The organism is Paenibacillus sp. V4I3, assembly GCF_030817215.1.
GTDB lineage: Bacteria > Bacillota > Bacilli > Paenibacillales > NBRC-103111 > Paenibacillus_E.
The window spans coordinates 3,268,377-3,293,448 of sequence record NZ_JAUSZA010000001.1 but is presented as its reverse complement, the minus strand read 5'-3'; the positions used below and the strand labels follow the sequence as shown (position 1 = coordinate 3,293,448).

General features: G+C 40.3%; 27 protein-coding genes and 2 pseudogenes. 2 read left to right on the top strand and 27 right to left on the bottom strand.

What is annotated here, in order from left to right; all coding sequences use genetic code 11:
- Positions 1-365 precede the first annotated feature (365 nt).
- The 11 genes and pseudogenes from QFZ77_RS15225 to QFZ77_RS15175 all read right to left on the bottom strand — a co-directional run bounded on the left by QFZ77_RS15225 (position 366) and on the right by QFZ77_RS15175 (position 9,390).
- On the bottom strand, positions 366-1,028 hold the full coding sequence (locus QFZ77_RS15225) for a response regulator (protein WP_307440843.1): 663 nt from the start codon (positions 1,026-1,028) through the stop codon (positions 366-368).
- Positions 1,025-2,056 carry a sensor histidine kinase gene (locus tag QFZ77_RS15220; protein WP_307440842.1) on the bottom strand — a complete coding sequence of 344 codons (1,032 nt, stop codon included), beginning with the start codon at positions 2,054-2,056 and terminating at the stop codon, positions 1,025-1,027. The genes QFZ77_RS15225 and QFZ77_RS15220 overlap by 4 nt, the downstream gene beginning before the upstream one ends.
- Positions 2,057-2,359: 303 nt before the next feature.
- Positions 2,360-2,479 (bottom strand): annotated as a pseudogene (locus QFZ77_RS15215) (IS3 family transposase); the annotation flags it as partial.
- A 346-nt stretch (positions 2,480-2,825) separates the two neighbouring features.
- On the bottom strand, positions 2,826-3,149 hold the full coding sequence (locus tag QFZ77_RS15210) for a hypothetical protein (protein WP_307440841.1): 324 nt from the start codon (positions 3,147-3,149) through the stop codon (positions 2,826-2,828).
- A gap of 183 nt (positions 3,150-3,332) precedes the next feature.
- A complete protein-coding gene (locus QFZ77_RS15205) occupies positions 3,333-3,794 on the bottom strand; it encodes a DinB family protein (RefSeq protein ID WP_307440840.1) in 462 nt (153 codons plus the stop codon).
- Positions 3,791-4,936, bottom strand: coding sequence for a peptide-methionine (S)-S-oxide reductase MsrA (gene msrA, locus QFZ77_RS15200; RefSeq protein ID WP_307440839.1), 1,146 nt, complete (start codon positions 4,934-4,936; stop codon positions 3,791-3,793). The genes QFZ77_RS15205 and msrA overlap by 4 nt, the downstream gene beginning before the upstream one ends.
- Positions 4,937-5,084: 148 nt before the next feature.
- The gene (locus QFZ77_RS15195; RefSeq protein WP_307440838.1) at positions 5,085-5,276 is read right to left on the bottom strand and encodes a hypothetical protein; all 192 of its coding nucleotides are present in this window, start codon (positions 5,274-5,276) and stop codon (positions 5,085-5,087) included.
- An 11-nt stretch (positions 5,277-5,287) separates the two neighbouring features.
- Positions 5,288-5,398, bottom strand: a pseudogene (locus QFZ77_RS15190) (LuxR C-terminal-related transcriptional regulator); the annotation flags it as partial.
- A 636-nt stretch (positions 5,399-6,034) separates the two neighbouring features.
- Entirely contained in the window at positions 6,035-6,658 is a 624-nt protein-coding gene (locus tag QFZ77_RS15185) for a hypothetical protein (protein ID WP_307440837.1), read from the bottom strand.
- A gap of 371 nt (positions 6,659-7,029) precedes the next feature.
- Positions 7,030-8,577: a WG repeat-containing protein gene (locus QFZ77_RS15180; protein WP_307440836.1), complete on the bottom strand. Its 1,548-nt coding sequence runs from the start codon at positions 8,575-8,577 to the stop codon at positions 7,030-7,032.
- An 81-nt stretch (positions 8,578-8,658) separates the two neighbouring features.
- Positions 8,659-9,390 carry an NADPH-dependent F420 reductase gene (locus QFZ77_RS15175; RefSeq protein WP_307440835.1) on the bottom strand — a complete coding sequence of 244 codons (732 nt, stop codon included), beginning with the start codon at positions 9,388-9,390 and terminating at the stop codon, positions 8,659-8,661.
- Between the two features lie 151 nt (positions 9,391-9,541).
- Here QFZ77_RS15175 and QFZ77_RS15170 point away from each other — a divergent pair, with 151 nt between their 5' ends.
- Positions 9,542-9,901 carry a winged helix-turn-helix transcriptional regulator gene (locus QFZ77_RS15170; protein ID WP_307440834.1) on the top strand — a complete coding sequence of 120 codons (360 nt, stop codon included), beginning with the start codon at positions 9,542-9,544 and terminating at the stop codon, positions 9,899-9,901.
- An 87-nt stretch (positions 9,902-9,988) separates the two neighbouring features.
- Here the strand turns inward: QFZ77_RS15170 and QFZ77_RS15165 are convergent, their stop codons facing one another.
- Together QFZ77_RS15165 and QFZ77_RS15160 are read right to left on the bottom strand one after the other, a co-directional pair.
- Positions 9,989-10,153, bottom strand: coding sequence for a hypothetical protein (locus QFZ77_RS15165; RefSeq protein WP_307440833.1), 165 nt, complete (start codon positions 10,151-10,153; stop codon positions 9,989-9,991).
- Positions 10,154-10,322: 169 nt separating this feature from the next.
- A complete protein-coding gene (locus QFZ77_RS15160; RefSeq protein WP_307440832.1) occupies positions 10,323-10,862 on the bottom strand; it encodes a tyrosine-type recombinase/integrase in 540 nt (179 codons plus the stop codon).
- Between the two features lie 236 nt (positions 10,863-11,098).
- Between QFZ77_RS15160 and QFZ77_RS15155 the strand changes: the two genes are divergently transcribed.
- Positions 11,099-11,500: a DUF3888 domain-containing protein gene (locus QFZ77_RS15155; protein ID WP_307440831.1), complete on the top strand. Its 402-nt coding sequence runs from the start codon at positions 11,099-11,101 to the stop codon at positions 11,498-11,500.
- Positions 11,501-11,634: 134 nt separating this feature from the next.
- Here QFZ77_RS15155 and QFZ77_RS15150 read toward each other — a convergent pair whose 3' ends face one another.
- The 14 genes from QFZ77_RS15150 to QFZ77_RS15090 all read right to left on the bottom strand — a co-directional run bounded on the left by QFZ77_RS15150 (position 11,635) and on the right by QFZ77_RS15090 (position 24,457).
- Entirely contained in the window at positions 11,635-12,075 is a 441-nt protein-coding gene (locus QFZ77_RS15150) for a hypothetical protein (protein ID WP_307440830.1), read from the bottom strand.
- 202 nt (positions 12,076-12,277) lie between these two features.
- Entirely contained in the window at positions 12,278-12,586 is a 309-nt protein-coding gene (locus QFZ77_RS15145) for a hypothetical protein (protein ID WP_307440829.1), read from the bottom strand.
- Positions 12,587-12,971: 385 nt separating this feature from the next.
- Complete coding sequence (locus tag QFZ77_RS15140; RefSeq protein ID WP_307440828.1) at positions 12,972-14,219, bottom strand: WD40/YVTN/BNR-like repeat-containing protein; 1,248 nt, start codon at positions 14,217-14,219, stop codon at positions 12,972-12,974.
- 78 nt (positions 14,220-14,297) lie between these two features.
- Positions 14,298-16,190 (bottom strand): hypothetical protein, encoded by a 1,893-nt coding sequence (locus QFZ77_RS15135; RefSeq protein ID WP_307440827.1) that lies wholly within the window; start codon positions 16,188-16,190, stop codon positions 14,298-14,300.
- A gap of 331 nt (positions 16,191-16,521) precedes the next feature.
- Entirely contained in the window at positions 16,522-16,740 is a 219-nt protein-coding gene (locus QFZ77_RS15130; protein ID WP_307440826.1) for a hypothetical protein, read from the bottom strand.
- Between the two features lie 173 nt (positions 16,741-16,913).
- Positions 16,914-17,363, bottom strand: coding sequence for a VOC family protein (locus tag QFZ77_RS15125; RefSeq protein ID WP_056834367.1), 450 nt, complete (start codon positions 17,361-17,363; stop codon positions 16,914-16,916).
- A gap of 525 nt (positions 17,364-17,888) precedes the next feature.
- Complete coding sequence (locus QFZ77_RS15120) at positions 17,889-18,245, bottom strand: hypothetical protein (RefSeq protein WP_307440825.1); 357 nt, start codon at positions 18,243-18,245, stop codon at positions 17,889-17,891.
- A 97-nt stretch (positions 18,246-18,342) separates the two neighbouring features.
- Positions 18,343-19,104, bottom strand: a complete 762-nt coding sequence (locus QFZ77_RS15115; protein WP_307440824.1) for a hypothetical protein — start codon at positions 19,102-19,104, stop codon at positions 18,343-18,345.
- 258 nt (positions 19,105-19,362) lie between these two features.
- On the bottom strand, positions 19,363-20,538 hold the full coding sequence (locus tag QFZ77_RS15110; protein WP_307440823.1) for an ankyrin repeat domain-containing protein: 1,176 nt from the start codon (positions 20,536-20,538) through the stop codon (positions 19,363-19,365).
- A 351-nt stretch (positions 20,539-20,889) separates the two neighbouring features.
- Positions 20,890-21,033 (bottom strand): tyrosine-type recombinase/integrase, encoded by a 144-nt coding sequence (locus tag QFZ77_RS37805; RefSeq protein WP_373462744.1) that lies wholly within the window; start codon positions 21,031-21,033, stop codon positions 20,890-20,892.
- A 479-nt stretch (positions 21,034-21,512) separates the two neighbouring features.
- Entirely contained in the window at positions 21,513-22,295 is a 783-nt protein-coding gene (locus QFZ77_RS15105) for a hypothetical protein (protein ID WP_307440821.1), read from the bottom strand.
- Between the two features lie 336 nt (positions 22,296-22,631).
- The gene (locus QFZ77_RS15100) at positions 22,632-22,844 is read right to left on the bottom strand and encodes a hypothetical protein (RefSeq protein WP_307440820.1); all 213 of its coding nucleotides are present in this window, start codon (positions 22,842-22,844) and stop codon (positions 22,632-22,634) included.
- Positions 22,845-23,046: 202 nt separating this feature from the next.
- Positions 23,047-23,505 carry a GNAT family N-acetyltransferase gene (locus tag QFZ77_RS15095; RefSeq protein ID WP_307440819.1) on the bottom strand — a complete coding sequence of 153 codons (459 nt, stop codon included), beginning with the start codon at positions 23,503-23,505 and terminating at the stop codon, positions 23,047-23,049.
- Between the two features lie 184 nt (positions 23,506-23,689).
- Entirely contained in the window at positions 23,690-24,457 is a 768-nt protein-coding gene (locus QFZ77_RS15090) for a hypothetical protein (RefSeq protein WP_307440818.1), read from the bottom strand.
- Between the last annotated feature and the right edge of the window lie 615 nt (positions 24,458-25,072).

Sequence of the window (25,072 nt, the reverse complement as noted above, 5' to 3'; positions counted from 1 at the left end):
AAACAAGACAAGCAGAGGCCCGAACCTCGAGTGATTATGTCAACCCAAGGCGCATTCGCTTTGGGTTTTTTGGCATTTATTTATCTTGTTATTTCCTCGATCTCGTCATTTTACACCTTTAATTGAAAAGGGGCCATGTGACCTCTAAAAGTAACACCTAAACAATTCCCTTCGTCGCTCCATGCGTAGACCATGAATCGAGGTGGATAGAAGCATTCCTCCTTTTCCCTACACTTGGAAAATAACAAGAATCGAACAAGTGCAAGTCTGTGAGAAGTCATGTATTTCAATAGAAAAGGCACAACTATTGACCATTAAAGCATGAAAAATTTCAAGCTTTAATGCCAAAAGTCATGCCTCGCGATTTAAAGTAGATGGCGAACCGAAAATACAGCAGCTTGCGTTCTGTCGCGCAGCCCAAGCTTGGCTATGAGATTTGAAACGTGATTTTTCACTGTACCTTCCGTAAGAAACAGCGAGCTTGCGATTTCTTTATTATTCAATCCTTGCCCCAATAAAGCCAGTACATCTTTCTCCCGTTCAGTTAATAACCCCAATCCTTCCGGTTCATGATGACTTAGGGGATGCGTCTTCTCCGGGTTCTTTTCGGACATTTTCTTTAACTCTTTTAGCAGCATCGAAGTCATATCTTGTTGCAGTACTGTTCCACCATTGTAGACTGTTTGAATAGCGCTTATGATCGCCTCCGCAGGCATATCCTTCAATAAATACCCATGGACACCGTTTTCCAAAACTTGCATGATCAATTCCACATCATCAAAAGTGGTCAGAATTAATACCTTCGTCTCCGGAAAATGCTTGAGGATCAATTTAGATCCTTCGACGCCATCCATTCCCGGCATTCGAATGTCCATCAACACCACATCCGGTCGCCATTCAACCACTTTGGAATAGGCATCCCTTCCATCCACAGCCGTTCCAACCACTTCAATGCCAGGTTCCAAGCCGATGATGGTCGCAAGCCCGTCTCTCAAGATTCGTTGATCGTCAACGATAAGAATCCTCAATTCTTTTCACGCTCCGTATCCGTCAAGGAATATGGAAGTACAACTTCAACAGCGAAGCCCTTGATGGGATCCATCCTAAAATACACCTCTCCGTTCCACTCCTTCACTCGTTCTTGTAAATTGATTAACCCAAACCCCGGCTTTAGATCGTCAGGCATTTCTCCGTCATTGCTTATGCAAAGAGAAAAGCTGGTGTCGGAATAGGTTAACGAGATTTCCGCATTATTTGCATGTCCATGTTTCTGAGCATTCGTAAGCGATTCCTGTGCGATTCGGTAAGCGGTCAATTGTAAGTCGCTAGGAATTGCAACGGGAATCCCATCCGCTTTAAAATCAGTTTGGACCTGTGCAAATTTGGTAAACTCCTCTGACAACCTTTCAAGGCAATCATTCAAATAAGAGGATTTAATAGGTTCATCTCGAATAGCCCTTACCGACAATCGGAGTTCTTGTAATGAAGATCGGATTAATCCCTCGCATTCCAGATAGGATTGCTCGCTGCGTATTGGATCGACCACACTTAACTTACGTGCCACTTGCATTTGGACCAACAATGCCGTCAGTTTATGACCTACCGTATCATGAATTTCTCGGGCAATTCGCACTCTTTCCCTCGTTGCCGCCCACTCTTCCGCCTTGAGCGCATATTCCTGCAATTGCACATGGGACTGCTTCAATTTCTCGTAGAGCTCCAATGTATCCCTGCGAGCCCTTTGGTAGAAATTAATTAAAGCCGTCACGATGCATGCGAAAACAATAAACGAGCAGGCTATAAAATAGCCGGTTTCGTCCAGTCGTTTATACAAGTACCAGTCAATACTACCCATCGTAACAATAAAGAGTAACAGCAATAAGATACAAGCAAGAATGAGTATGCGGGTTTTTTTTATAAACATTAAAATAGCTAAAGCCGTTATCCCAATAAACAGGTGATTGGGGAATTTCCCGCCGATAAAAATATAACCATAAGATGCGGACACCAAAAAATCTAAGATGAGGAGGTGAAAAAGCAAATTTCGCTTTTTCATTTTTGCGTAAAACTGATTAACAATAAGGAAAACTACCACTGAAAAGATAACAAAACTTAAACTCAAAAAAATCGTAGTCGAATTTTCAAAATAAAAAATACCTGCTATAGCTAAACCAAAAACGAGCTTTAGCCCAAAAAATAGTCTCCATGAAAAGGGACTACTAATGATAATATCCAATTTTTTTAACAATAACTCCTACTCCTCATCATATAGTCATTCTCCTATATCACGCGATCATAACATATTTTGGCTGTAAAAGTCGATTTGTTCAATGGCCTCTGACACCAATTAGTCTAACACTCACCGCTTTGCTCTGACCTTGAACGGCGGTATATATTCGTTGGAGGAATGCGTTCTCCGACGGTTGGAAAATAATTCGATATATTCGAATACAGCCTTCTTAGCCTCAGCACGCGTTTTTGAAAGTATGATCATTAAGCCATTCCATCTTTAACCTGAAGCGACGCGATCAGTTGGTCAGGTATGCTTGCGAATCCTTGCATCAGGCCGTCGTAAAGAAAATCATCGGGACGGATTCGTCGACGGTTGGCTGCTATCTTTTCTTTTTTCTTAAAGGAATTAGAGAAGATAACCACCCCATTTTCATGGCATATTACCTTTTGATTATATTCGTTTCCAACAAACTTTTTCCTTTCAGTAAGAAGAACCAACCATTTCGTTCTACTGCCTATTACTTTAACGAGGCTAACGATAAATCCTACGACAGAGATATTCATTAAACCGTATGAATATGTGATGGTCTATTTTAAGATTGATCGTATGAGCGTAATTCGCTATTCCATATTGCTATAATCTCACCGTTTTGAATTATTAGTTTTTTCCCTTTCCAACTTACTATTAAATATCCAAACAGAGAATTATTTATTATTTCTTCATCTCGTGGTATCACGATTTCGCCAGTATGCGTATCCAATGGTAACGCCTGTTTGTCTATATCCACGTAGTTGTCATACTGTGCATAACACTCGCTACATTCGTAAAACATTTGATTTGCAGAATTATCTTTAAGCAGTAGCACCCAACCTTGATTGCAAAAAGAACTGTCGGATGACAAGAACTTTGATAACATTCCCGTCCGCTGCTTCTATTTCAAACAATCCTTTTAAATAAATAACAAAACCATCATTCGGACTCGAACAATGGTTTTGTTTTTTGTTCTCAGCAAGTAAATCTGCATTAGACAGCTATGGTATCGTGTTGAAGGCGGGCATATGGTTCGTTGTGGGTAGTAATCAAAGAAGCATCGTTCGCCTTAGGAAGCTTGCAGTGCTTTCAGCATAGCGTTGACGAATCCGACATGGTCAAGCATATGCAGCTCCGTGGACACGATCAGCTCGCCGATCGTTTGCGCCTTCAGGAAGTTCTCCGGCACGGGCTCGTCCAGCCTGTCCTTCAACGTCTTACGGATGAGGACCGCTAGAGCTCTCAGCTGCGCGATCAAGTCGTCCCACGCCGGCGGCTCTTCCTGCCAATCCGCAGGCTTCGTGCCGTAGGCGAACAACGCCTGGTACCGTTCCGACAGGAACGTAGGCTGGTTCGAGAGGCTGAACACGTGGAATTCCGTCACCGTCAGCACATGCCCGACATGCCAATGCAAGTGGTTCTTGAAGCCGTTCGGGATCACTCGGCGTTTGTCCGGAGGGCATTGCTCGACCAATTGAAGAAAGACGTTCAGCCGGCTGTCCAACAGTTCCAAAATAAATTCGTTTCTCATTGTTCATCGTCCCCCTGAAATAGTTTGGCATATTTCCCGTATCCGCTTTGTGCCAAGTCGTTCTTCGGAATAAAGCGAAGCGACGCGGAGTTCGTGCAATAGCGAAGTCCCGTCGGCTCGGGGCCGTCTTCGAATACGTGGCCGAGGAAGGAATCCGCGTAGCGGCTTCTCACTTGAGTCTCGTCCGAGAAGAACCCGCCGACTTTCCGGTAGACCACGCTATCCGGCTCCAAAGGACGGGTGAAGCTCGCCCAACCCGTACCGGCATCAAACTGGCCTTTCGAGCTGAACAGCGGTTCGCCCGACACGATGTCCACGTATATGCCTTCTTCGGTGTTGTTCCAATACGAGTTCTGGAACGGCGGCTCGTCCTGATCATGCTGCGTGACTTCGACCTGCAGCTTCGTGAGCGACTTCAGCCTTTCCGCTTTGTCGAACCGAGAATACGGACTTTCCAGCTCCTTCAACTCCTGGTCCTCGCCCCAGACGCGGTCCAGAAACGCCTCCCGGCCGGACGCGACGTCGTTGAATTTGTAATCGGCCTGATGGGTCCGGTAGAAGTCCTGATGGACTTCCTCGGCTTCATAGAACGTGGAGACCGGTAAAATGTTCGTCACGAGCGGTTTCTCAAACTTGCCTTGTGCGGCGAGCGCCGCTTTCGACGCTTCCGCCGCCGTATGCTGTTCCTTGCCGTCGTAGAAGATGACCGAACGATATTCCGTGCCGCGGTCGGCGAATTGCCCCTCCGCGTCGGTCGGATCCGTGTTGCGCCAGAAGACTTGGAGCAGCTGGTCGTACGAGATGCGGCTCGGGTCGTAACGGACCTGCACCGCTTCGAGATGGCCCGTCTTTCCGGCAGACACCTTCTCATAAGTCGGATCGGTCGTGTGTCCGCCCGTATAGCCGGTGACAACGCCCACGACGCCGTCCAGCTTCTCGAACGGCGCTTCCACGCTCCAGAAGCACCCTCCGGCGAAAACGGCGGTCTTGGTATCCCCACTTGCCGTCGCCGTTTCCGTTAATCGATTCACCTTGTTACTCATGCCTTTCGCCTCCGTAGTATCGTGTTTGTGATATGAACCATAAGCGGCAAACAACACCACGGCCATCAACCCGGGAAGCACGAATCGTTTCAAGTTCATAAGCCTTCACCTCCGCATAATCCATTGCATTCGTATGTGCGTTCAATAATTCAAGAAGCAGTTGAGTTCAAAGAAAGATCCGACCACCATCACAGCAAGAGCGACACAGTCACGATCCGCAACGCCAAACCGACTCTTTTTTCCGCCATCACGCCCACTCTCCTATCTCTTCTTGAGTTTCGTCGGAGATTCGCTGCCGCGTTCTCCTCCGTTCTTGCCCTTTGATCTTACCAAGAATAGCGGACTGCCAAATCTGTTGAACGTCATGAATTGGACGCAAAAAAAGCATCACCTTGGGCCGCTGCGCATGACGAATCTCATACACTATGCCAAAAGTCATGCTCGTTTCGCTCAAATGGAGTGACGGACCGCATTATACGCCGCCTGCGTTCGGTCGCGGAGCCCCAGCTTCGCGATCAGATTTGAGACGTGATTTTTCACCGTGCCTTCCGTAATCGTCAGATACGAAGAAGAAACCGATAAGCATATATCCTCTGCTTTTTTCATGTGCAAATATAATTCTGTGCAATCATCTCGCTTACTCATGTATTCTGTAATTCTACTGACCCATTCTGTGTAAGTCGGATATATTCCAGTTTTTACAGGTGTTATGTGCATGCCTTTATATAAGGAACAAAATACAGATAGTCTTTTGTCAAGTAAATCTTCATCCCTTAAAGAAATACCTGGTCGCACACACTCTTCAAGTATGACACCACTCTCAACATCCGCGTCAAACACTTTGCAAAATTGACTGCCGTAATATTGACTCAAAGTATTATATTCAGTGGAAATTAATGCGGGATTACCTATTTTAAGCACCACACTTCCAAAGCGAGCTGAAGTGCATCTAACAACTAAGTTTGCTGAATATGAAGGAATAAGTTGAAAAGAGTTCAGAGCCCACTTATCAGAATATGTATTAATAACTCTCAAAACCATTTCATAAAAATCTTTACCAAAACGGTTTATTATATTTTCGATCTCATTTTGATTGAAACAATATCGCTTACTCCACTATCCTACCCGCTATCGTGGAAAAGGCAGCCGATCATTGTGGTCGGCTGCCTCCGTATCTTTATTGAACTATAGTATCCATTAGCTTAATCCAATGAGTATTTGTTTTGCATAACAATCCCAGTCTGCTTCGTCTGTGTTTATCTCTAAAGTGGGAATTTGCGATTGTTTCGCATGCATACGAAGTTTTTCCTGATCCTCTAAGAACTTCTGACATGCTTCTGTTTCCGAGGAATGGTTTTTCATCACATATGATTTCCAAGCATCGCCACGACTTTCAATATATCTGGGCTTAACAGCATCTTCGGACAAGGTTAAGAGTACACAATGTGAATTCAGCCTCAATAGACGGTTTTCTAGCATCTCAATTTCTGCAGAAGTTATAAATGCCGCTCGATGATTTATATGGAACCTCTCTAGAAGATAAAATACACCATTTGATGGTTTCGTATGACCAAGTGAATCAATCCAATTGTATTGTTGATCAAAATAATCAACATGACGATTTAAAAGTTGAATATGTTCATCCTTGTCCATCGCTCTTAAAACGCCTTGGTAAGAATGCAATATTTGCGAATAGTGTTCACTTATTGCAATTATCGTCTTTTCACTGTTATGTGTTTGACTATGTAATCTCTTTAATGCAGAAAACACTGAGCTTTTTCCAGTGGTTGATAACCCTTCGATAATTACTCCCCGAATCATATTTCACCTCTTCAGCTTGTTTTCTGTATCCAACACGTTTACAAATCCCCCTATCAAGACGCGTAAAACGACCAATAGTTGCGCTAAACTGCCCGTTAGTTGAACAGGCTACCGATAAATTCGGTAGCCTGTTGTCATGGAACTATCGTTTCCGTTAGTTCAATTCCAAAAATAAACAAAACAGGTATGATACTAGTTATAAAATACAGACAACTGCTTCAGAAGGTATCTCATTTGAAGAAATGGATGTTTGTCAGCGGTTGTTTTTTGATACTGGTAGGTATGCACTTTTCTAGATCGTGATCCATCATTGTAACAAATCGCTTATAGATACTTACTGTCCTCCAGTATAGGTATAGTCGATTACTGAGTTATTGATGGTGAGATTTGCTCGAAAAAAAAAGCTCCCCTGTGTATTTGCTGATGTATTCTGAATTAAAAATATCGAGTGCGACAAAAGGGTTGTGAAGACGAATACTCCATTGTGACAGGTTCCGCAGTTCCTTAGGTTTGAAATAGGGGGTGCCGTCTAGCCGAATAAAGCTCGTTTTACCGCGGTTCTCGACGAGAGCAGCATCTCCGATAAATCCAAGGGCGGTATCGAATTTCGGTTCAATGACGATCTCGCCCTTGGTATTCATGTACCCATACTTCTTTTTGGGGCCAGGGATTGGCATGAGCCCGCTGTTGAAGCCTTGAGAAAGCAACATGATTGGCATATTTTCCAGGACGATGTCGCCATTCAGATCCATGAAAGAGAAATAATGCCGGTCTCCTTCTGACCGCACAGGGGCGAGTCCCTCGGAGAAGCCGCCGGCTATTGTGTAGCCCTTCGGCGCCTCCATCCGCGTACCGTCTGTCCGCCAAAGAAACGAAGGCATCCCCTTCTGTTGTACGACTGCGAAACCGTTGCACACCTGTCTAATTGCTGAAAAAACCGGGTCTAACGCAAACGATCCGTTCCGGTCCAGCAGACCATACTGACCATTAACTGTGACGATTGCATGCCCTTCAACGAAGCAGTTAAGAAATGGTTTCTCTTCGAATACATTCTCATATTTCTGTAGAACTTGACCGCTGTGATCTATGAGCAGGCTATTTTGTTCCGTGCTGACTAGTGCGACTCCTTCTGAGAAGAAACCGATTCGGTCGAAGGACGGCCTAATTACTTCGGCACCTTCTTCGTCGATAAATCCCCATCGGTTGTCACGCTTGAACGCGGCTAACCCATCAGTGAAATATTGGACTTGTTGAAAAACAGGAAGAATAGCGACCTCCCCGAGTGAATCGAAAAAACCAGAAAGCCCTTTGGATTGAAACGGCGTCAAGCCACTTTTATCGTTTGGCCCGTAAACAGGTGTGTCTTTTGAGCTTCTGAAAAGCTTGTCCGAAGGAGGGTTAGGTGAACTAAGTGGCGGTTCGTGAAGCACCTCTATTTCACTATCATCATCCTCAATGTCTCCCACAGCATAATCATAAGAAAGCCATGACATCTCTGGGAAACCCATTGCAAGCTTGAAGCGCTCAACATCCGCTCGATTGAGGGAATTCGCTATTTCCAGCAACTCTTGGGCAGTGAAACCGAAAGAATTGAATAATTTCGGTGGGATCTTTTGCAAGTTCCCATCGATTTCTTCGTAGGATATATCAAACTTATGGTAAGTTTGGCCGTCTTGATAGACAGTAAATCCCCAACCGTGATCCTCGAAATTATAGAAGGCGAGCAGTGGGAAGGACAGAGAGCATACCAGGTGAAATTGTTCAACATAAGGAATTGAAATTTGCTCGCGATAAAAAAAGACTGCCCAATTACTATTCAACACTTGAATGATACAGTTCATATCCAATTGACGTCGAAGACGTAAAATGTCCGAAACATGCCCAATTTTTAACAAAGTGCCTTGCGTAAATTCACTCATAAGAGGGTCTTCCCCTTCCTCGTCATTCAACTATCGTTCCTCGATAGTTGAACGTCAATTACTTCGATAAGGGTTTCTAACTTAAGAATTGAAGATTTCTCTATTTGCTTTAACAACATCTTGAATTGAAATTGCACCTGGAGAAGCTGACAGCTTTTCCATCACCTTATCACGCAGAAATGGAGCTTTTTCTTTATTCGCTTTATTTATGGCTATGGCTAGTTCCTCTTTTGTAAGTTCTGTGCAGTACGCAGGGGTTCCTGGCTGTTGTCTCCACGAATCACTTAAAGAACCACTATCCACTGAGTCGAAGCCTAGATCGTTTGCTACACCCATGATTATTTGTTTATGGGTTAGGTCATCACCAGCAATCGCTATGGCAATGCGCCCATCAGTCCCTTCGGGAGTTCCTTGATGTTCTAACGTATAGGCTAAGAAATTGTTGAACGCTTTAATTATAGGTCTACCTAAATGATTGGATACCCAAACACTTTCAACCATCCCGTTCTCAATTTCTTCGATTTTATTACTTATTTGCGGATAATAATTTGAAGTGTCTACAACGACTACTTCCTCACCAACTTTATCTATAATGTTGCGAATGCTTGGCAGCGCGTGGAAAGGAATAGACGTGATAAGAACATCAATATTTTTAATTACATCTTCCACGATCACAGGTGTTCCTGTAAGTTTTTTCCCTTCCAAGCGTTCAATCCCACGAGCATCTGCAATCTTGACATCATGTCCATTCTCAACCAATTTTTTCGCAATATTAGACCCAATTGGTCCTGTACCAATAATTCCAAATCTCATTATAAATTCCTCCTCTTTCCATTTGGACTGACCCGATTGAGTAATTTGTGCACATGTACTAATATATATACGTTACTCGTTTTTTTGAAGAGGGCAATAAATAATGACATAGTACTATTTTTTGTACCTAACAGCAGAATGAGGTGGAAAGGTGTCTAGAATAAACAAAGATGGATTTAATGAAGAATGTAAGACGGATCACAGAGAAATATATGGCATTGCATATACCCAAAACCTGCTTTCAGGACGTTGGAAGTATCTAATTCTTTGGTTTTTAAAGTTTAAACCGCACCGATACAATGAAATCAAGACTCTTTTATGGGGAATTTCACAAGGGTCTCTAACAAAGCAACTTCGAGAATTAGAAGCGGATGGCTTAATTAATCGCAAAGTTTATCCAGAGGTGCCCCCGCGTGTTGAGTACTCGTTAACATCAAAAGGGGAGCAATTGATTCCAATTATTGATCTAATGGAGGAATTCGGAAAGAAGTTTGGAGACAAAATAGATTAATCATATTGGGTATTTTTAAATTAATCTGCCCTTAATAAAAACAAGGGACAGTTCAGTTATTGTGATATATATCTACTCTTTGTTTTTTCAACTATCAACTACATATTCCTTCCCTGTGATCGGATAGGTACGTACTATCTCTACAATCACTTTCAAGCACTCGCTACTGGAAAGTTCAGCATCATAAACATACCCTTCTATGTATTTGCGCAACTTCTTTATGAGAAACTCTTCCGTCTCCTGGTATTCCATGCACGCAGCTCCTTACCAGACACTTTTTTTATATCTTGCTTAGTTTTCCCAAAAAGCATGCTAACCGCCTTATTGAAGCCAATTAAGCGGTTTAGTTTAACTGATTGCCACCCTGGAGTAAGGCACTATTTTGTGATTCAAACCATCATTACGGAAGGGCAGTAACCGCCTAAAAGAATCGACGATAAAGTTCTCTTCTGCGCTCGCCGCGGAGCTGCGCATATATTTGAGTGGTCGATGCCTTTTCATGTCCCAACATGCCTTGAATGAAATCCAAAGGTGCTCCGTTGTTCAGCAACTGGCACGCATAAGTATGGCGAAAACGATGAGGGTACACGTTGGTTGCGACCTCTCCCCGGTCTGCAAGCCGTTTTATTGACCACCTAATCGTGGGAATGGCCATCCTAGGATAAGTGTCGGTTACAAACAAGGCTTTACAGGAGTCCTTGCGACTTGCCAGATACTTCTTCAACCAGACCTTGCACTCGGTTGTGAAATAAACTTCTCTTTGCTTCGATCCCTTACCATTAACGATCGCAGAGCGATTCTCCCAATTCAAATCTTCAATGTTTATCTTTTGTACTTCTCCAACTCGGCAACCGGTAGTGTACAGGAACTCTAGAAGAGCTCGTTCCCGCATGGATAGACAAGAGAACTTCAAATGGATCACATCTTCCTCGATTAAAAACTTCGGAATTCGTTTTTCCATCTTAGGCTCTCTTAATTTTAGAGATGGATTTGATGTTAGGTAGGTTTCTTCGTAAGCAAAGCGAAACAAAGATCTAACAAAGCGGATACGATGCCCTAAACTACTTGGCTTCAATCGATCAGATTGTTTCGCTAAATATTCCTTTAACGTTCTCCGTTAGCTCAATACCCCTACTTTTCAGTAATTTTCGAATGGCAATTGGGAAGAATAACCCCAAAACTATCCGTGGAGGGCTAATGTTAAAATTCATCTTTGCCGCCTGTATACTGTTATTCAGTCAACCTACCACTGTATCAGCAATACCAAAAGAAGACGAAGCTTTATGTAATGCAGTTATCGCAAGACTCCTAAGTCCCCAAATACAGGCTGAAATAAACAGGTATTATGGGAAGATACTGGTGCATCCACCGACTTACGCACCGTTTTATGGAACGCAAGTAAGGTGTGAAGCAGCATCAACGAACAAAACAAGTTACTCCGTAACCATTATAGTCATACCATACGTCGGTGCTCATGTTTCCGTAGGTGTCGACGAGATTAAATTTCTTGTTGGTTTGAACGGTGACGTAAAGACCATTAGCTACAAGCACGTCGAGGATCACAAATTACCGTCCCATTTACAGTACATGTACCGTTAGTTGGAAAAAGCAATTCCTTTTTCTATATGCTTTCCCCCACCAAATTGTCCAATACCTCAACAGGCTGCCGGTATCATCATCGGCAGCCTGTTGTTTTACGTTACTCTCTTTCCCGGTCGTTGAACGAAAATTGTTTAATTTCTTTTCAATATTGACTTTCTTTGAAGAAGTGACCAAACACATGCGAATACGATAATCAGATTAGTGGTTATAGCCGTAACCTCACCAACCAGTGATAGGGTTAAACCATAAGAACCTTCTAAAAGGTCCGAATAGAATAACCAACCTAACGAAATCAACCAAATAGCAGTAAGTGCAACAACTACCGATGAAACAATCACTCTATAGATATATGCTCCTTTTCGTAGCAACAGAAATACATACAATAATATACATTTTAAGAAGGATATAATAAAAAATATTACTTTATCTGTAGTTTGTACAGGGTATTTTACATCCCATACAAAACTACTAATCCCCATATCTTCCATAGCTGTTAGTACGATGAATACAATAATCGTAAAAACTGCTCCAAGCGTAGGCAATACAATTTTTGTCCATTTATGATTTTTCATTCCTTACTCCAAACTCCTCTAAATTTCTTTTTTTAGAATAGCAAAATAAAAATTAATTATCATGTGCCAAAATTTACAGCTTACCTCGCAGCCTGTTACTTTAATAAACAAAAGAGGCGCTGCCGCGAAGCAAGCCCCTCAGCTATAGCACTTGTTAGCTTAATAATAAATGGGTGAATAAAGGGACCCGTTGGTAATGATATCATTTGGAGCTGAAGTTACTATAGCGTCGTACGATAATATTTGGGTAAACATCATCAGTAGCTAATTCTAATTTGCCTTTAGTACATTTCACAAAACTCAACTTGATACCAGGTTCCAATAATTCTTCGTTATCCACGTTTTTCTTAACGTAAGTCATTCCTAACCATTCGAATGAATTGTTACAACTTGAATCATCAAGGGTCTTTGTAGCTGTTTCAGCCATGTCTTTCTTTAGCAGATGAGCGAATAAAGAAAAAGATATTAAACAGAGTACGATGGTGATACCAACGATGATCAAAATTTTCAAATTATCCCCTACTTTTATTTGTTTTTCCTAAAGCTTATCCATTTTAATGAAGATTATTCGAAAGCAGATTTACGTTGGTTTCCCTTGCGTTACTGTTCAACAATTCTGGCGTCCCTCGGAGTGAAGCTCCGGGACGGCTGCGGGCATTTATTTCTGCACTAGATTCCATGTTTCACCATTATTATCCGAAATCCATTGTTTATTTCCTTTCGAGAATATCAACTTATTTCCATCGGTACGAACCCATGTCCAATCACCAAACGTAATCGTTGTTTTTGTTAAGTCAACCTTTACTGGCTTTGACCAGGTGCTTCCCTTATCTGAGGTGTAGTAGATATAAAGGGATTTAGAATCCATAACTTGAAATTCGAGTTGTACGATTCCTTCACTCTCGCTTAAAGAAAAACATATTCTGGGATATGATTTCAGTGTCTTTAGTAATTTTATTTGTATCAACTGGAGATTCAAGTGTTTGTTTCTTCCACGTTACTCCGCCATCTTCTGTCCTCATTATATATAATATGGGGGGTTCATCTTTCTCAAAGTTACCGAGAAGCCAACCATGTTTGTCGTCAAGGATACTCAATTGTAGGGATTTCTCAGGCGCTTTATTTGTTATAGTGTCCCAATTCTTTCCCCCATCGAAGGTGCGTTGTAGCTCCCACCTATTTTCTTCGCCTATATGGAATAGGGCCCATCCATTATTCGGATCAATAAATGTATCATCAAGCAGGTTGCCCGAAGCGCTTATTGTTCTACCCCCGTGCGGTCGGGGAAACCAAACTTTTTGTTGAGGTTCATTAATAGTAGTATTTTTGTTATCAATCGTGGCAATGGACTGCTCGCTCACATATTCCATTCCTCTAGAGGTCATTTTATATAATTCAGGATTTTTGTTGGGTTGGTATACAATAAATTCTAGTTGCTTATTATCAAAAGTCACAACACCATTCATGACCTGATTAAGATTTACGCTTTCAAATTTGTTGCCGTTTACTTTTATTATTTCAGTTTCTGGAATCGTTCCTCCAGCAGATGTGATCAATTCTTTTTTACCGTCACTATCGATATCATATTCTTGGCAGTATTTTTCCATTTGAATAAATGATATAGGGAAGCCATTTTCAATTTTAATGTAGTGGGTAATCGGGGCGGATGCTCCTTCTGATCCACGGATTTTAATGAGTGAAATGCCGTTGAAATAATTTTGAGAAATTTCGGTCTCGTCGGGATTTCCATATCCAATAATGCCATCGATTTCGAAAATCTTGTCTCCAGTTTTAATACCAGCGTAGATGTGATGAGATTCGCCACTCTTTTTGCTATATAGAACAACCGAAGCATCTTGTAGTTTTACTTCTTTAAGCTTCTTATTGACCACGTTCGTACCAATGGGTGATAGGCTAATAGTAGGTAATGTTAGAGGCATATACTCTACTGGAATGATATTTTCTTTCTCAGGCTTAATGACAGTGTTTTCTTTTGTAGGTTCAGGTTGTGCGGATGGCGTTATTTTTATGGTGGGTGGTTGTGATTGTTTTGGATCGGTACAAGCGGTTAAGACTAGGCAAAGAAAAATCACGGAGAGTATCTTTTTTATAAATACTCTTAAATGGTTAAGATTGTTTGACATTTCGGTCCGCCGCCCTCAATATTTTGAACTTCCTGCATCATTTCATTTACTACTTAACCATTGTTTACAATTGGTTAGTTATGACTCTTCGTTGCTAAAAAAATATAGTTGTGTCCCTAATTTGTGAACTTGATTGACTTCCTTTGGAATCAATACATATTCTGACACTTTGTTGTTTCTTGTATCAATGATTTTCCAATTCTGACCAGGAAGATGGATCAAGTATTTGTCTTCCCCGATTTCATACAGAGACATCCACTCTTTAAATAATCCGAGAGAGGTTTCCATAAGTGGAGTTTGTTTGCCTGTGAACGGATCGGAACGAATCCATTGCTCCTTACCATTCACAGGTAGTTTTTGAATCCATAACGATTTCCCATTCGATAATTCAAAAATACGTTTATTATCGTCATCCGAAATCAGATGTATTAGGTCCTCTTCCTTCTTCTCCCCACTGGCCAAATCTATTTTGTAAGCAGACCATTTAGGAGTGTTTTCCTGATCGCCATAAACTTCGTAATACATTTCGTCTTTTTTGACGATCCGATAACCAGGGGCAATGCAGGGTCCTTCGTAACAAGAAAAGCTGCCCGCGGATTGGATTTTCCTTGGTTGGCTGTCACTATAATCTGATAAAACGTAAAGATCATAGGTGAATCTGCCATTATCGTCGTGCTTACCCCAACCGATCACTGTCGTTTCTGATGTAGGATCATTGTCTAAGGAGACGATTCTAGCATTTTTTTCTTGATTTGGAGCTACCCAAATGACTTTGGTATTACCGCTAGGGAGGTCATAAAGCATCACATTGTTTTTTTGCAAATAGATCAGTGCATTGCCATTTGGGGACCATTTGGCAAGACGAATCTCGTCCATACCGAATGATTTTAATATTTTTCCATTCAAATCGATTACAGAATAGGCGTAAATCGAATGCATTTCATTATCTCCCACTTCTGCTGCCAATCCATACTTCCCATTGGGGGATACATCAATTTCATTATAATGAATAGAGGAGGCAAACAAGCTATCCTTCTTTGAAGTTGCAAGGTTGATTCTATAAAGCGCCTGGGCAGGTGCAGGTTGAAAACGATGTTGTTTACCGGTTGAGAGCGTATATCCTGCTGTGTTGCGAACGCCGTTAAAACTCAATCCAACAGGAGCTGCATTTGCCTCATGCCTGAAATCTATAGAAAGAATAAAACTCCTATCATTCTCCCAGTCCAAACTTACTCCCTGAAAAGCATTGTTTTTGAGGTATTCTGTCAACTTGTGTTGAACACTCTCCCTATTCACATCGTGCGTAAATTGGAATCGATACTTATATAACTTGCCTGGTTGTAAATGGCGAACTGTGTTCATCCCTTGTTCTAAATATGCGTCGTATTTCGCAATTTCCGGATCATCTTCAGATGTAACTGTATAATTGAACGGTTCGGTATAAAATAGGGTAACGATTTTCTCTTTTTGTCCGTCCATAGAAACGAAATGGATAAGGAGATCCTCTTTAGGAGCATCAATCAATTGCAGCAACAACGGAACTACGTTGGAATCTCCGGATTTTATCGGATCGACTGAAAAACGAACTTCCTTTTTTATATTCTTAGAAATGATCTTGATTCTATTAGGAAGTTCGGATATGACCTCTGGCGTCAAAGGCATCATCGTTTTCGAAAAAAACATGATGCCTACATCAGGCTTTGAAAAGAAAGGGGTCTCTTTGGCCGTATAATCGTACATAGATCCTTCAAAGATACGAATAGATTGAATGTCCTCTTCGATTATCCCATCAACAACCGAGGGTATAGGTTTCATTGAAAAACTATCATTGGGTTCAGCAGTGCTTTGCTGAGTTGTGCCTTGTGAAACTGAGCCCTTGCTTTCGTTTACCAATCGAAAGCCAATCCAACCTAATCCGCTTACCATGATGATGGCGATAATAACCGCAGCTGCCTTTTTATTTACAACCATTTTTATCTTACACTCCTCCTCAATATTTTTGGAGAAACTGATTCACCCGATGAAAACATAAAGGTCATTATTACTAAAATAACGTATACTCATTTTTTCATAAGAACCCTTATAATTTACAGTTTATCCCATTAATAAGACGCATAAATCTCATCATAAGTTGCGTTATCCTGAGGGAGTTTGGTCACCTGTAAATAAAGTAGGGGAACCATTCTCATGGCTCCCCCCTTATCGAACCGCACGTGCCCTACTAAGTCATACGGCTCACCAACGTGGAACTTGTAATCAATTTGTAGCTATTCTTTGGGCATACTGCATCTTTCGAACGAGCTCAGGTGTGTAATACTCTTGACTGCGCTCTTTCATCTTTGCTAGTTTTCGGTCGTTTTATTAGATCGTTCTCGTTATTATCAAATAACCAACCGCTTATGTCCTCTAGCTCCCAACCTGTATTTAAGTCTAAATAAGCTCTTCCTTCAAATTTGTTAGGAAAGAATATTTTACCCTGAATTTTTGCCTGATGTTCAACAAATTGAATAAAATCATTCATAATTGTTCCACCACCTGACTCTTTTCGTATGTTTCCGTAATATATCTTTAACTTAATTCCACAAAATACCACATTTTGGAACTATACTGCCCGTTAGCGCAATGACGGCTGCCCCGCGGCTGCCGTTTTGTGTTGAACTATCGTTTCCCGTTAGCGTAACAGTTACCGATTTATTACTTGAGCTGCTCGCTCAATCCGACGATGATGCCTTCGGGACCGCGGATGTAGGCGAGTCGATTCGTGTCCCCGTATTGCACCACTTCGCCGACCAGTTCGGCGCCATGGGCAAGCAGGCGCGCGACCACGTCATCGATGTCATCGACGGCGAACATGATGCGGCGGATCCCGAGTTCGTTCACCGGAGCCTTCTCCGGCCCAGTTCTGATCGCATCCGGCGTGTGGAACTTGTCCAGCTCGATCCGTCCGTGGCCGTCCGGAGTGCGCATAAACACGAGGGTAGCATGGACGTTCTGAAGGCCAATGAGACGATCTACGGAGGAGCCCTCGACGGTCGTTTCGCCCTCCAACTCGAATCCGAGTTGGAGAAAGAAGGCTTTAACGGCTTCGAGGTCGTCAACGACGATAAGGACGTTGTCCATTCGTAGTAATTTATTTTTTGTCATAGTTTTATCTCCTTATGAATTAAAAGTCATCATCTCTATTTAAAGCTGTCCTCAATTAAGTTTATGTCTAAGCGTCTCTGTCATAAAGTTATTCAGTTGCTGCAGGGTCTTATTCAGCTAACGTACCCGTTAACAACAGGCCACCGAGTTTATCTTCGGCAGCCTGTTTAATCTTTGTTATGCAGCTAACGTTTCCCGTTAGCGCAATGACCTACTTCTTGTCAATTTCTTATATATGTAGACTAATGGAAACCATAGCATCACAGCATGAAATAATCCAACTATAGCCATTATGAATGGTACAAATGGAACAGCGATTATACCTGAAACTATACCATGTACCTCTTTCTCACCAAAATAGAAAGTGAAATTTTTATTAAAAAAAGAGTAGACAAGCATACCTAAACCTATCAAAAAACCAATAATTACATATACAATTATTGTTCTTTTAATTGTCTTTCTTAACATCTATGATTTTCCCCCATTATGATTGAGCTCTCGTTCTTACGTTAGTTCAAACCTTCATTAAATTATTTCAATCGTGACACATGTGATATGACAATCCATCATGGGTATTATCATTGAACATTTATAAAGTTGAACACCATTGATTTCAACATCCTCAATCGTTATCTCATGAAAAAAGAAATCCATTTCATCTGGTTTTCGAGGAACTTTCCCCTTAATACCTTCCAACCATGTGTTAATACTTACGGAAAAACAATCCCTAAATATTATTTCCTTGTCATTTTCAATGTTATTTGAATCACCATACCTTATTTGAACTAAATGTGATGGATGGTCGTATGAAAATCCCTTTAACCTTGAATCAATATAATCTGTTCCTAATTGTTCGATAAGTACCTGACTGCTTGGTCTCATGGAAATAAATCCTCCTTATACCTCAATAAATCATAGGGAGCCGCGACAAAGCAGCTCCCGCACTAAAGTTCCCACTTTAGTTTAATGCTTCATTGTGTTATCCAATCAATCTAATTATTTCTTGCTTGGCAACTTCTTCGACCCAAGCAACTAAGTCTGGACAATCATTTATTCTGTAAATCGTATATTCTGGATAACCATCGAGGGGTGTTATGTGCTCAAAACAATGATCATGAGCAAGCATAATTAGTGATGAGTTATTCTTATGATATAGTGTCATATTGCCGTTAGCTTCGAAAGCAAATGCTATGTAGTCGTTGGGATTGATGTAACTTTCGAAATCCTCATCATTACTCACATCAGCGATATAATTCTCCCACCCTTGAAAACCTTCTTCGGCATCCTCAAGAGTCAATGCTGAATTCAAATTTAAAAGCCAACTTATTTCGGTCTCGTTCCATCTTTCAGTTATTCCCCCGAAATATGTTAAAAGTAATTTATGTTCATTGCATAATGGCTTATTAATATCAACAGCAGGAGGTCTAACTAACCAGCCGAAAGAATTACCTTCGTGGTCAGACCATCCTAATAATTGATAGGGTTTATTGTTTACCTGAACATTAGTTACACGTGCCTTCTTTAATAATTCACTCAATACCGGGTAAATTCTTGTGAATGAGTCAGAGAATTTAAAAAAATCTCTACCTTTGGAGGTCTCAGTTATGGTAACTATATCATTCGGCTTAATAAACCAAGAGATATCATTATTAAAGTCATTCCAATCATTATTTGCAATTTTCAGGTCCACTTTAACACTTCCTTTAAGGTAATCATTCATTTTATGGATATATATTTCCATAAAAATCCCCATTCCCCTTCTTTTGATCTGTGTGCAGTGCATCACGCAATCCTGCCCGTTAGCGGAATCGAGTAGGAGGGGACGACTAGACCCCGACCTCTCACACCACCGTACGTAACGTACCGTTTGGTATACACTGATTTGTTCTTTTATCCGTTCCTCTATCTTCATTGGTTTTTTCCGTGAGGACTCGCGAAATGGATTCTCCTCTCGGACATGTATTTACTGCAAGCCTCATTTTCGATTGACCTTGAGGCTTTATCTTGCACCCTTAGCCACTAAAAGATCATAAATTTGTTTCGCGGCTGGTATGCCCATGAAATCGTCAAATCCTTCCAGAAGAGACTTGCCATCTGGACCTGTAACATTAATAGATGCATTCGCATCAAGCAGATACTGAACTGATTTGACAGTTTCCTCAGTATAATTTCTATGTAATGGGTAAACAGCCGAATATAAAACACTACCTCCGTCATCAGTTCTTGCATTTGGATCTGCTCCAAGATCAAGAAACTTTTTTACAACATCAGGATTATTCCTTCCTGCAATTATCATTAACGCTGTCCCACCATGTTTTGTAGCTATATTAACGTCAGCATTTTTTTTCAACAAGGAATCTATCATCGTTGGGAAATAAAAACTTGCATACATGAGAGGTGTATAACCTGTTACCTTATCGATCACATTAACATTTGCTTTTGTATTTAAAATATATGAATACAGATAGGAGCAAGCATTCTGGTCATAGTTTAATAAGCGCTTCATAAATTCCAAAAGAAGAAGATCAAGTTTCTCCGAAGGCAATTGTGAAAGATAAGACTTAATTTGTTTTTCATCCTGTTGTTTAGCAGAAGCAATAAGATTTTCAAGGTATGACTTAACACCGTCACGTACTTCATTCAATCGAACTTTGACTGTTGTATACCCCATGGAATTAAATCCAGAGAGTGTTGATTCAAAAGAATGAATCCCCGGCTTAAAATCATCAGAAATGTCGGTAGAACCCAGTAATTCACCATCTTTATCGTAAAATTCAATTGTTAAATTTACATAGCTTGTAGCTGTTCGATCTACTTTTATATGTCCTTTTAATTTTTCTAAATTAACCTGAATGGGTTCAACGACTAAATCCCCGATGGAAATCGATTTGTCATTTGGATCTTGAATATTGATTTGCCCATAGGCCAACGAAATAACTTGATTTTTTTGGTCGTAACCTACGATAGAACCGGTATTCTCAGCTATATAACGAATTGGTACATACGCGTGACCATCCACATTTAGAATCCGATATTCATCACTCACTTCATGGGTGACACCATTAATATTAATTTTTGCTGGGAAGATCAATGCTTGTATGGTATCTGATGCAATCGCCACGGTAGAAAAACTAGCAATGGCCCCCACAAGTAAACCTGATATAAATTTTTTCAAACGAAGCACTCCCCCTACTATTAGAAATTAGCAAATAATTTATTTGGAATCTCCGCGCCACCCTATTATACATATATTTTCCAGTGAAATATATTTTTTTCCGGATCGACTACGGTTTCAAATAGCTTAAGTAGGGATTATCGGTAACGTCAGTACTGATTGTAGCTGCTAAATGGTTTCTCCCATACTTGTTTTTCTGCTAGTTATACGGATAAAATATGATCCCCTTCTTTACTTCAAATTTCTTTAAGTTAAAATGAATCTCCTAGAGATAAAGAATTTACAGCTTTCTCGTATCTTTCTTCCCAGACATGGTGTAAATACGTGTTGTATTTAAATCTTCGTTGCCAGCTAATTCGGCGACAACCTGCAGAGGATATCCTTGATAATCAGGTCATGACAAAAGGTGTGCCGTAAAATGTGAGGTGTAAAGTCCTCTAGACCGAGTTGTTTACCTAACCTAGTGAATATGTGTTCGATTCTTGAAGTGTGAATTTGCCTTTTTTGGGGGATAGGAAGATAAGTTCATCAGGGTTATCTCTACGGATTTCAATCCAGCCGTTTAGGGCTTGATACAGATCATCATTGATCGGAATTTCCCTTTCCTTATTCGTTCCTCCACTGCCAAGCCTCCTAGAGTTCTATACTATATAGACGAGGAATACTAGTAAATCTCTCACCTTGGAGACAAAACATTATCATTCCGATGGAGAGCCTTACTTCCTCTCAACAAAGCAAGGCTACCATTCGAGATGGCAGCCTTGTCATGGTTAACCTATAATTGCCGAGCATTCATCAACTAGCTCGATTTGGTACAACCTTTTCGGTTACGTTATTACCGTTACTATTCGCCATCTATTAAATATTCCTTTGTGTCATTACCACGCTATTCTGCCCGTTAGTTAAATGAAAGATTCGTATTTGCATGTAGTTATTCACTCCGTCTAAAGATCTCTTGGCTCAACACATTTCTCTTAAATGAGCGTAAAAAGATAGCTAATTATCATAAAAGTAAATCCGCATAAAGCGGAATACATTTTGACCGTAGCATTAGTTTTGGGACGGAATAATAGCAAATAAATTATAATACCTAATGGAATCAAGATGATTATATTCAGATTGAAGGCTCCTAAATAAGAATAACCAAATAATTTTATCCCTAAGTAAGTTTCATTTATTTCTCTGATTCTGTAAATGATTATCAACAGTATTAACGCTATTAAAGTTGATATTATTGAAACATGAAAATTTAAGTTCATGAAAGGGGGATTAGACATAGTTATCCCTGGCCTTTTTACTTCAGATAAGCCAATTACTTGTTTATGCTTAATGCCTAAATATGAATAAGTAATTAATGCACTTGTCGGATTTTTAATCTTGGGTTCCAAAATTTCCACTTGATATTCAACCACAAGTCCTTGACTATTCGTTGACCACGATTTGGAACTACTGTATTCCCTATTGCTCTTTACTTTTTGAGCCAATAAAGGATTTCCTGCAACCGTCAACTCCCCAATTTTAATCCCTTGATAACCTTCTAGTTCAATATTTATTAGATTGACTGGTTTGTCACTTGTATTTACAAGCCCAAAATAATAACCCTGTATTGTATTAAGCAAATCAGAGGTTGGGTTCTCCGTAATAGACTTCGATGCATCAATCATAAAAGGATCAATCACACGATTATTAACGTAAGTGTAAACATTATAAATAAGTGTAATTACAATTACATACAATATAGCTTTTGATTTACTCAAATTTTTCCACCTCCACTTTTTCCTTTTAATTCCTATAATACCACTCAACGTTATAATTTAGTTGAAAAATTATCGACTGTAATTGAACTTAGTGTCGAGCGATTGTAGTGCATAGCCGTATATGCAAATTATGTTTGATTTCAAAAGTTAAAACTATCCCCACCCTATCTGCTCATGAGAAGGAGCCTTAGAGCCTACTACATGTAGGAAGGCTCTCATAATTGTGTACCTGATTATTAAACGAACCTCAACCTTTACATACTCCAAAGCATTCAAATCCCTCTTAGCAACCTCACGAAACACAATGTAGCCTTTGACACACCTGCCGTATACCGATTATTTGTCGGTCAACGATACTAGCCCGTATGCCAGAGTCGGAAGTAACTTCGAGAATCCCATCGTCGGACGTGAGAACACGCGAGATCCGATCGCCACTTCCAGCAGCAAGCGACCTGAACCGTCCAGCAGTACGACGCCGTAGTCTTCGTTATCGCCATTAACGGAGCGGTTCACTTTTAATTGTCGGCTTTCGGACAATGTTCTTGTCACAAATCGGCAATCGGCCCAAGTTCTTGACATTGCCAATTGACAAGAACTTGAGCCGATAAATAAAAAAGCCCGCGATTTACACGGACTTGATTCGGACAATGTTTTTGTCATCCGACAACAAGAACTTGTCCTGTTTAACGACAAGAATTTGTCCCGTTGTTTAACCACCGACAAGAATTGGGTTGCCCCATACCTCATTAGTTTAGCGAGTTGAAACTTCATAAATCTTTGTAACATCGCCATTAAACATATAACCAGTAGTTAAATGAGTCCAACCATTTTTCTCGTAGTAACCATCTAAATCAGTACACAAATAAAGCTTCTTATACCCCTTTTTTCCAGTCTCACTGATTGCATGTTCCAACAATTTTGAACCCATTTTATTCCCCCTCAACTTGGGAACAACATATAAACAAGCGATCCACGGAAATAAATCCTGACGACTTATTAAATCATTTCGTAATAATGCATAAGTACCAATAATGGTTTTATTTTGGATTGCAATATAAAAACGAGGCAGGTCGCTCTCCGAATTACACGAGTTCATCATGCAATCAAGATAAAACTTATAGTTACTCTGACTTCCCCATTGATTCCAAAATAGTTTAACAGCTTCATCAAAATACTCCATTTTATCCTGTAATTCGAATACCTCGAACATCAGAAATTCCCCCAATTTGAGCTTTCTTCCTCAATATTACAATATAACCGAATTAACATTATAGATAATAATTCGATATAACAAAAATACCACTCTTTTTCAACATAACTGCCCCTTATAAAAAATAGCTGCCACGCGGCAGCCCTTCATTGTTTAACTATCGATTCCCGATAGTTAAACAAACTTAATAATACTTTTTTCGGGTAATAATTACACCTTCGTTATCATGAATTCTCGTTTCATACAGCGTGAATTTATGTTCATCAAATTTATAAATGTAATGGTTATGCAAAGAAAAAACAGAGTTAGGATGAGAAAAAGCAAAAATCCATTGTATGGTTTCAATTCCACAACCAACGTTTTCATAATGAATTACATACTCAGAAATCGGATCAGTTTTTAGACTCATCGTTCTCAAGCGTTCTTCTGAAAATTTCAACCTTGAAATATCAATAACTCCAGACAAATCTGTCCGTTTATCATAAAAGCGAATTCGGTTGTTTGTTAGATATTCATTGCTAAATCGCTCGGTTTCATTATTATCGTGTGTATTGCTTGGTTCGTTGAAAATTGAACTCCATTTACTATTGATCAGACTATAAACATTTAATCCCATTGCTCCTGCGCTACCTGGTGAATATTGATAAAAAAAAACCTCATCTAGTTGATCATTCGTCACATCACCCAGCATGATCCTACTCGTGAAATACCTATTTTGATCCACTAATTTATCATCAATTTTTAAAAACTTACCTCTCGGAACACCTCCGATGTAAGAACCAAATAGTTCAGCTTTATGTATTTCTTTTATGTCAGGCGAAGAAAAATTACTTAACTGGATCTGTTGGTAATCATCTGTTGTTAAAGGCGCTATTTCAGCAGAATTGCAAACCGATTGAAAAGTGATGCCACTTGCAACAGATAAAAGTATTGTTAGTATAGTTTTTTTCATGTTTTTCTTTCTCCTTTGGAAAGCATAATATATAAAGTTTTCCAAAAGATGAACTTGTATGCAAACACCTATGTTAAACTGCTGCCCGCTACTTGAATGAACAAAAAAAGAGCAGCCACGAGGTGAGCTCCTTCAGTATCGTTTTTAGTACAACAGCAAAAAGCAATAATTGCTTATACTCCGTAGAAATCCTTTATATTTAACCAAGTTTCATACCAAAATGTTTTTTGTTTATTTGGTTTCATTATCTCGGTTTGTTCATCGTTCTTTATCAAAAACACTTTATCATCAATTGTTTTTAGTGTATCACCGAACTGGTATACAAGAGAAAATCAGTCTTGTCGATACTGTTTTTCTTTTGTATCTGACCACTCTGCTTTTTCAGTGGAAAAACTTTTTTTAATTTTTTTCCTCGTCCTTTCTAAAATACTTTGATTTGTTAGCAGCCCGTTGTCCTTGTGCTATCGTTACCCATTAGTGAAGTATTAAATAACTCAACTCCGAGAAGTTGAGAAAGTGAAAAAGGAGCTTGTGAAGTCTGTTCAAGCTCTCGGGATGGAATCGGACCAGTTGGATTAAGAGATACTCTGGTCTTTTGCCAGAACAGCTGAAGAA

Bases quoted from the DNA above. Each gene is read 5' to 3' on its own strand.
- QFZ77_RS15125 (WP_056834367.1), bottom strand. From the start codon at position 17,363: ATGACAAAAAATAAATTACTACGAATGGACAACGTCCTTATCGTCGTT.
- QFZ77_RS15205 (WP_307440840.1), bottom strand. From the start codon at position 3,794: ATGAGAAACGAATTTATTTTGGAACTGTTGGACAGCCGGCTGAACGTC.
- QFZ77_RS15165 (WP_307440833.1), bottom strand. From the start codon at position 10,153: ATGGAATACCAGGAGACGGAAGAGTTTCTCATAAAGAAGTTGCGCAAA.
- QFZ77_RS15160 (WP_307440832.1), bottom strand. From the start codon at position 10,862: ATGGAAAAACGAATTCCGAAGTTTTTAATCGAGGAAGATGTGATCCAT.
- QFZ77_RS15115 (WP_307440824.1), bottom strand. From the start codon at position 19,104: ATGGAAATATATATCCATAAAATGAATGATTACCTTAAAGGAAGTGTT.
- QFZ77_RS15175 (WP_307440835.1), bottom strand. From the start codon at position 9,390: ATGAGATTTGGAATTATTGGTACAGGACCAATTGGGTCTAATATTGCG.
- QFZ77_RS15155 (WP_307440831.1), top strand. From the start codon at position 11,099: ATGTTAAAATTCATCTTTGCCGCCTGTATACTGTTATTCAGTCAACCT.
- QFZ77_RS15130 (WP_307440826.1), bottom strand. From the start codon at position 16,740: ATGAATGATTTTATTCAATTTGTTGAACATCAGGCAAAAATTCAGGGT.
- QFZ77_RS15090 (WP_307440818.1), bottom strand. From the start codon at position 24,457: ATGAAAAAAACTATACTAACAATACTTTTATCTGTTGCAAGTGGCATC.
- QFZ77_RS15150 (WP_307440830.1), bottom strand. From the start codon at position 12,075: ATGAAAAATCATAAATGGACAAAAATTGTATTGCCTACGCTTGGAGCA.
- QFZ77_RS15140 (WP_307440828.1), bottom strand. From the start codon at position 14,219: ATGTCAAACAATCTTAACCATTTAAGAGTATTTATAAAAAAGATACTC.
- QFZ77_RS15095 (WP_307440819.1), bottom strand. From the start codon at position 23,505: ATGTTCGAGGTATTCGAATTACAGGATAAAATGGAGTATTTTGATGAA.
- msrA (WP_307440839.1), bottom strand. From the start codon at position 4,936: ATGAACTTGAAACGATTCGTGCTTCCCGGGTTGATGGCCGTGGTGTTG.
- QFZ77_RS15210 (WP_307440841.1), bottom strand. From the start codon at position 3,149: ATGTTATCAAAGTTCTTGTCATCCGACAGTTCTTTTTGCAATCAAGGT.
- QFZ77_RS15220 (WP_307440842.1), bottom strand. From the start codon at position 2,056: ATGAAAAAGCGAAATTTGCTTTTTCACCTCCTCATCTTAGATTTTTTG.
- QFZ77_RS15120 (WP_307440825.1), bottom strand. From the start codon at position 18,245: ATGAGACCAAGCAGTCAGGTACTTATCGAACAATTAGGAACAGATTAT.
- QFZ77_RS15195 (WP_307440838.1), bottom strand. From the start codon at position 5,276: ATGACTTTTGGCATAGTGTATGAGATTCGTCATGCGCAGCGGCCCAAG.
- QFZ77_RS15135 (WP_307440827.1), bottom strand. From the start codon at position 16,190: ATGGTTGTAAATAAAAAGGCAGCTGCGGTTATTATCGCCATCATCATG.
- QFZ77_RS15185 (WP_307440837.1), bottom strand. From the start codon at position 6,658: ATGATTCGGGGAGTAATTATCGAAGGGTTATCAACCACTGGAAAAAGC.
- QFZ77_RS15180 (WP_307440836.1), bottom strand. From the start codon at position 8,577: ATGAGTGAATTTACGCAAGGCACTTTGTTAAAAATTGGGCATGTTTCG.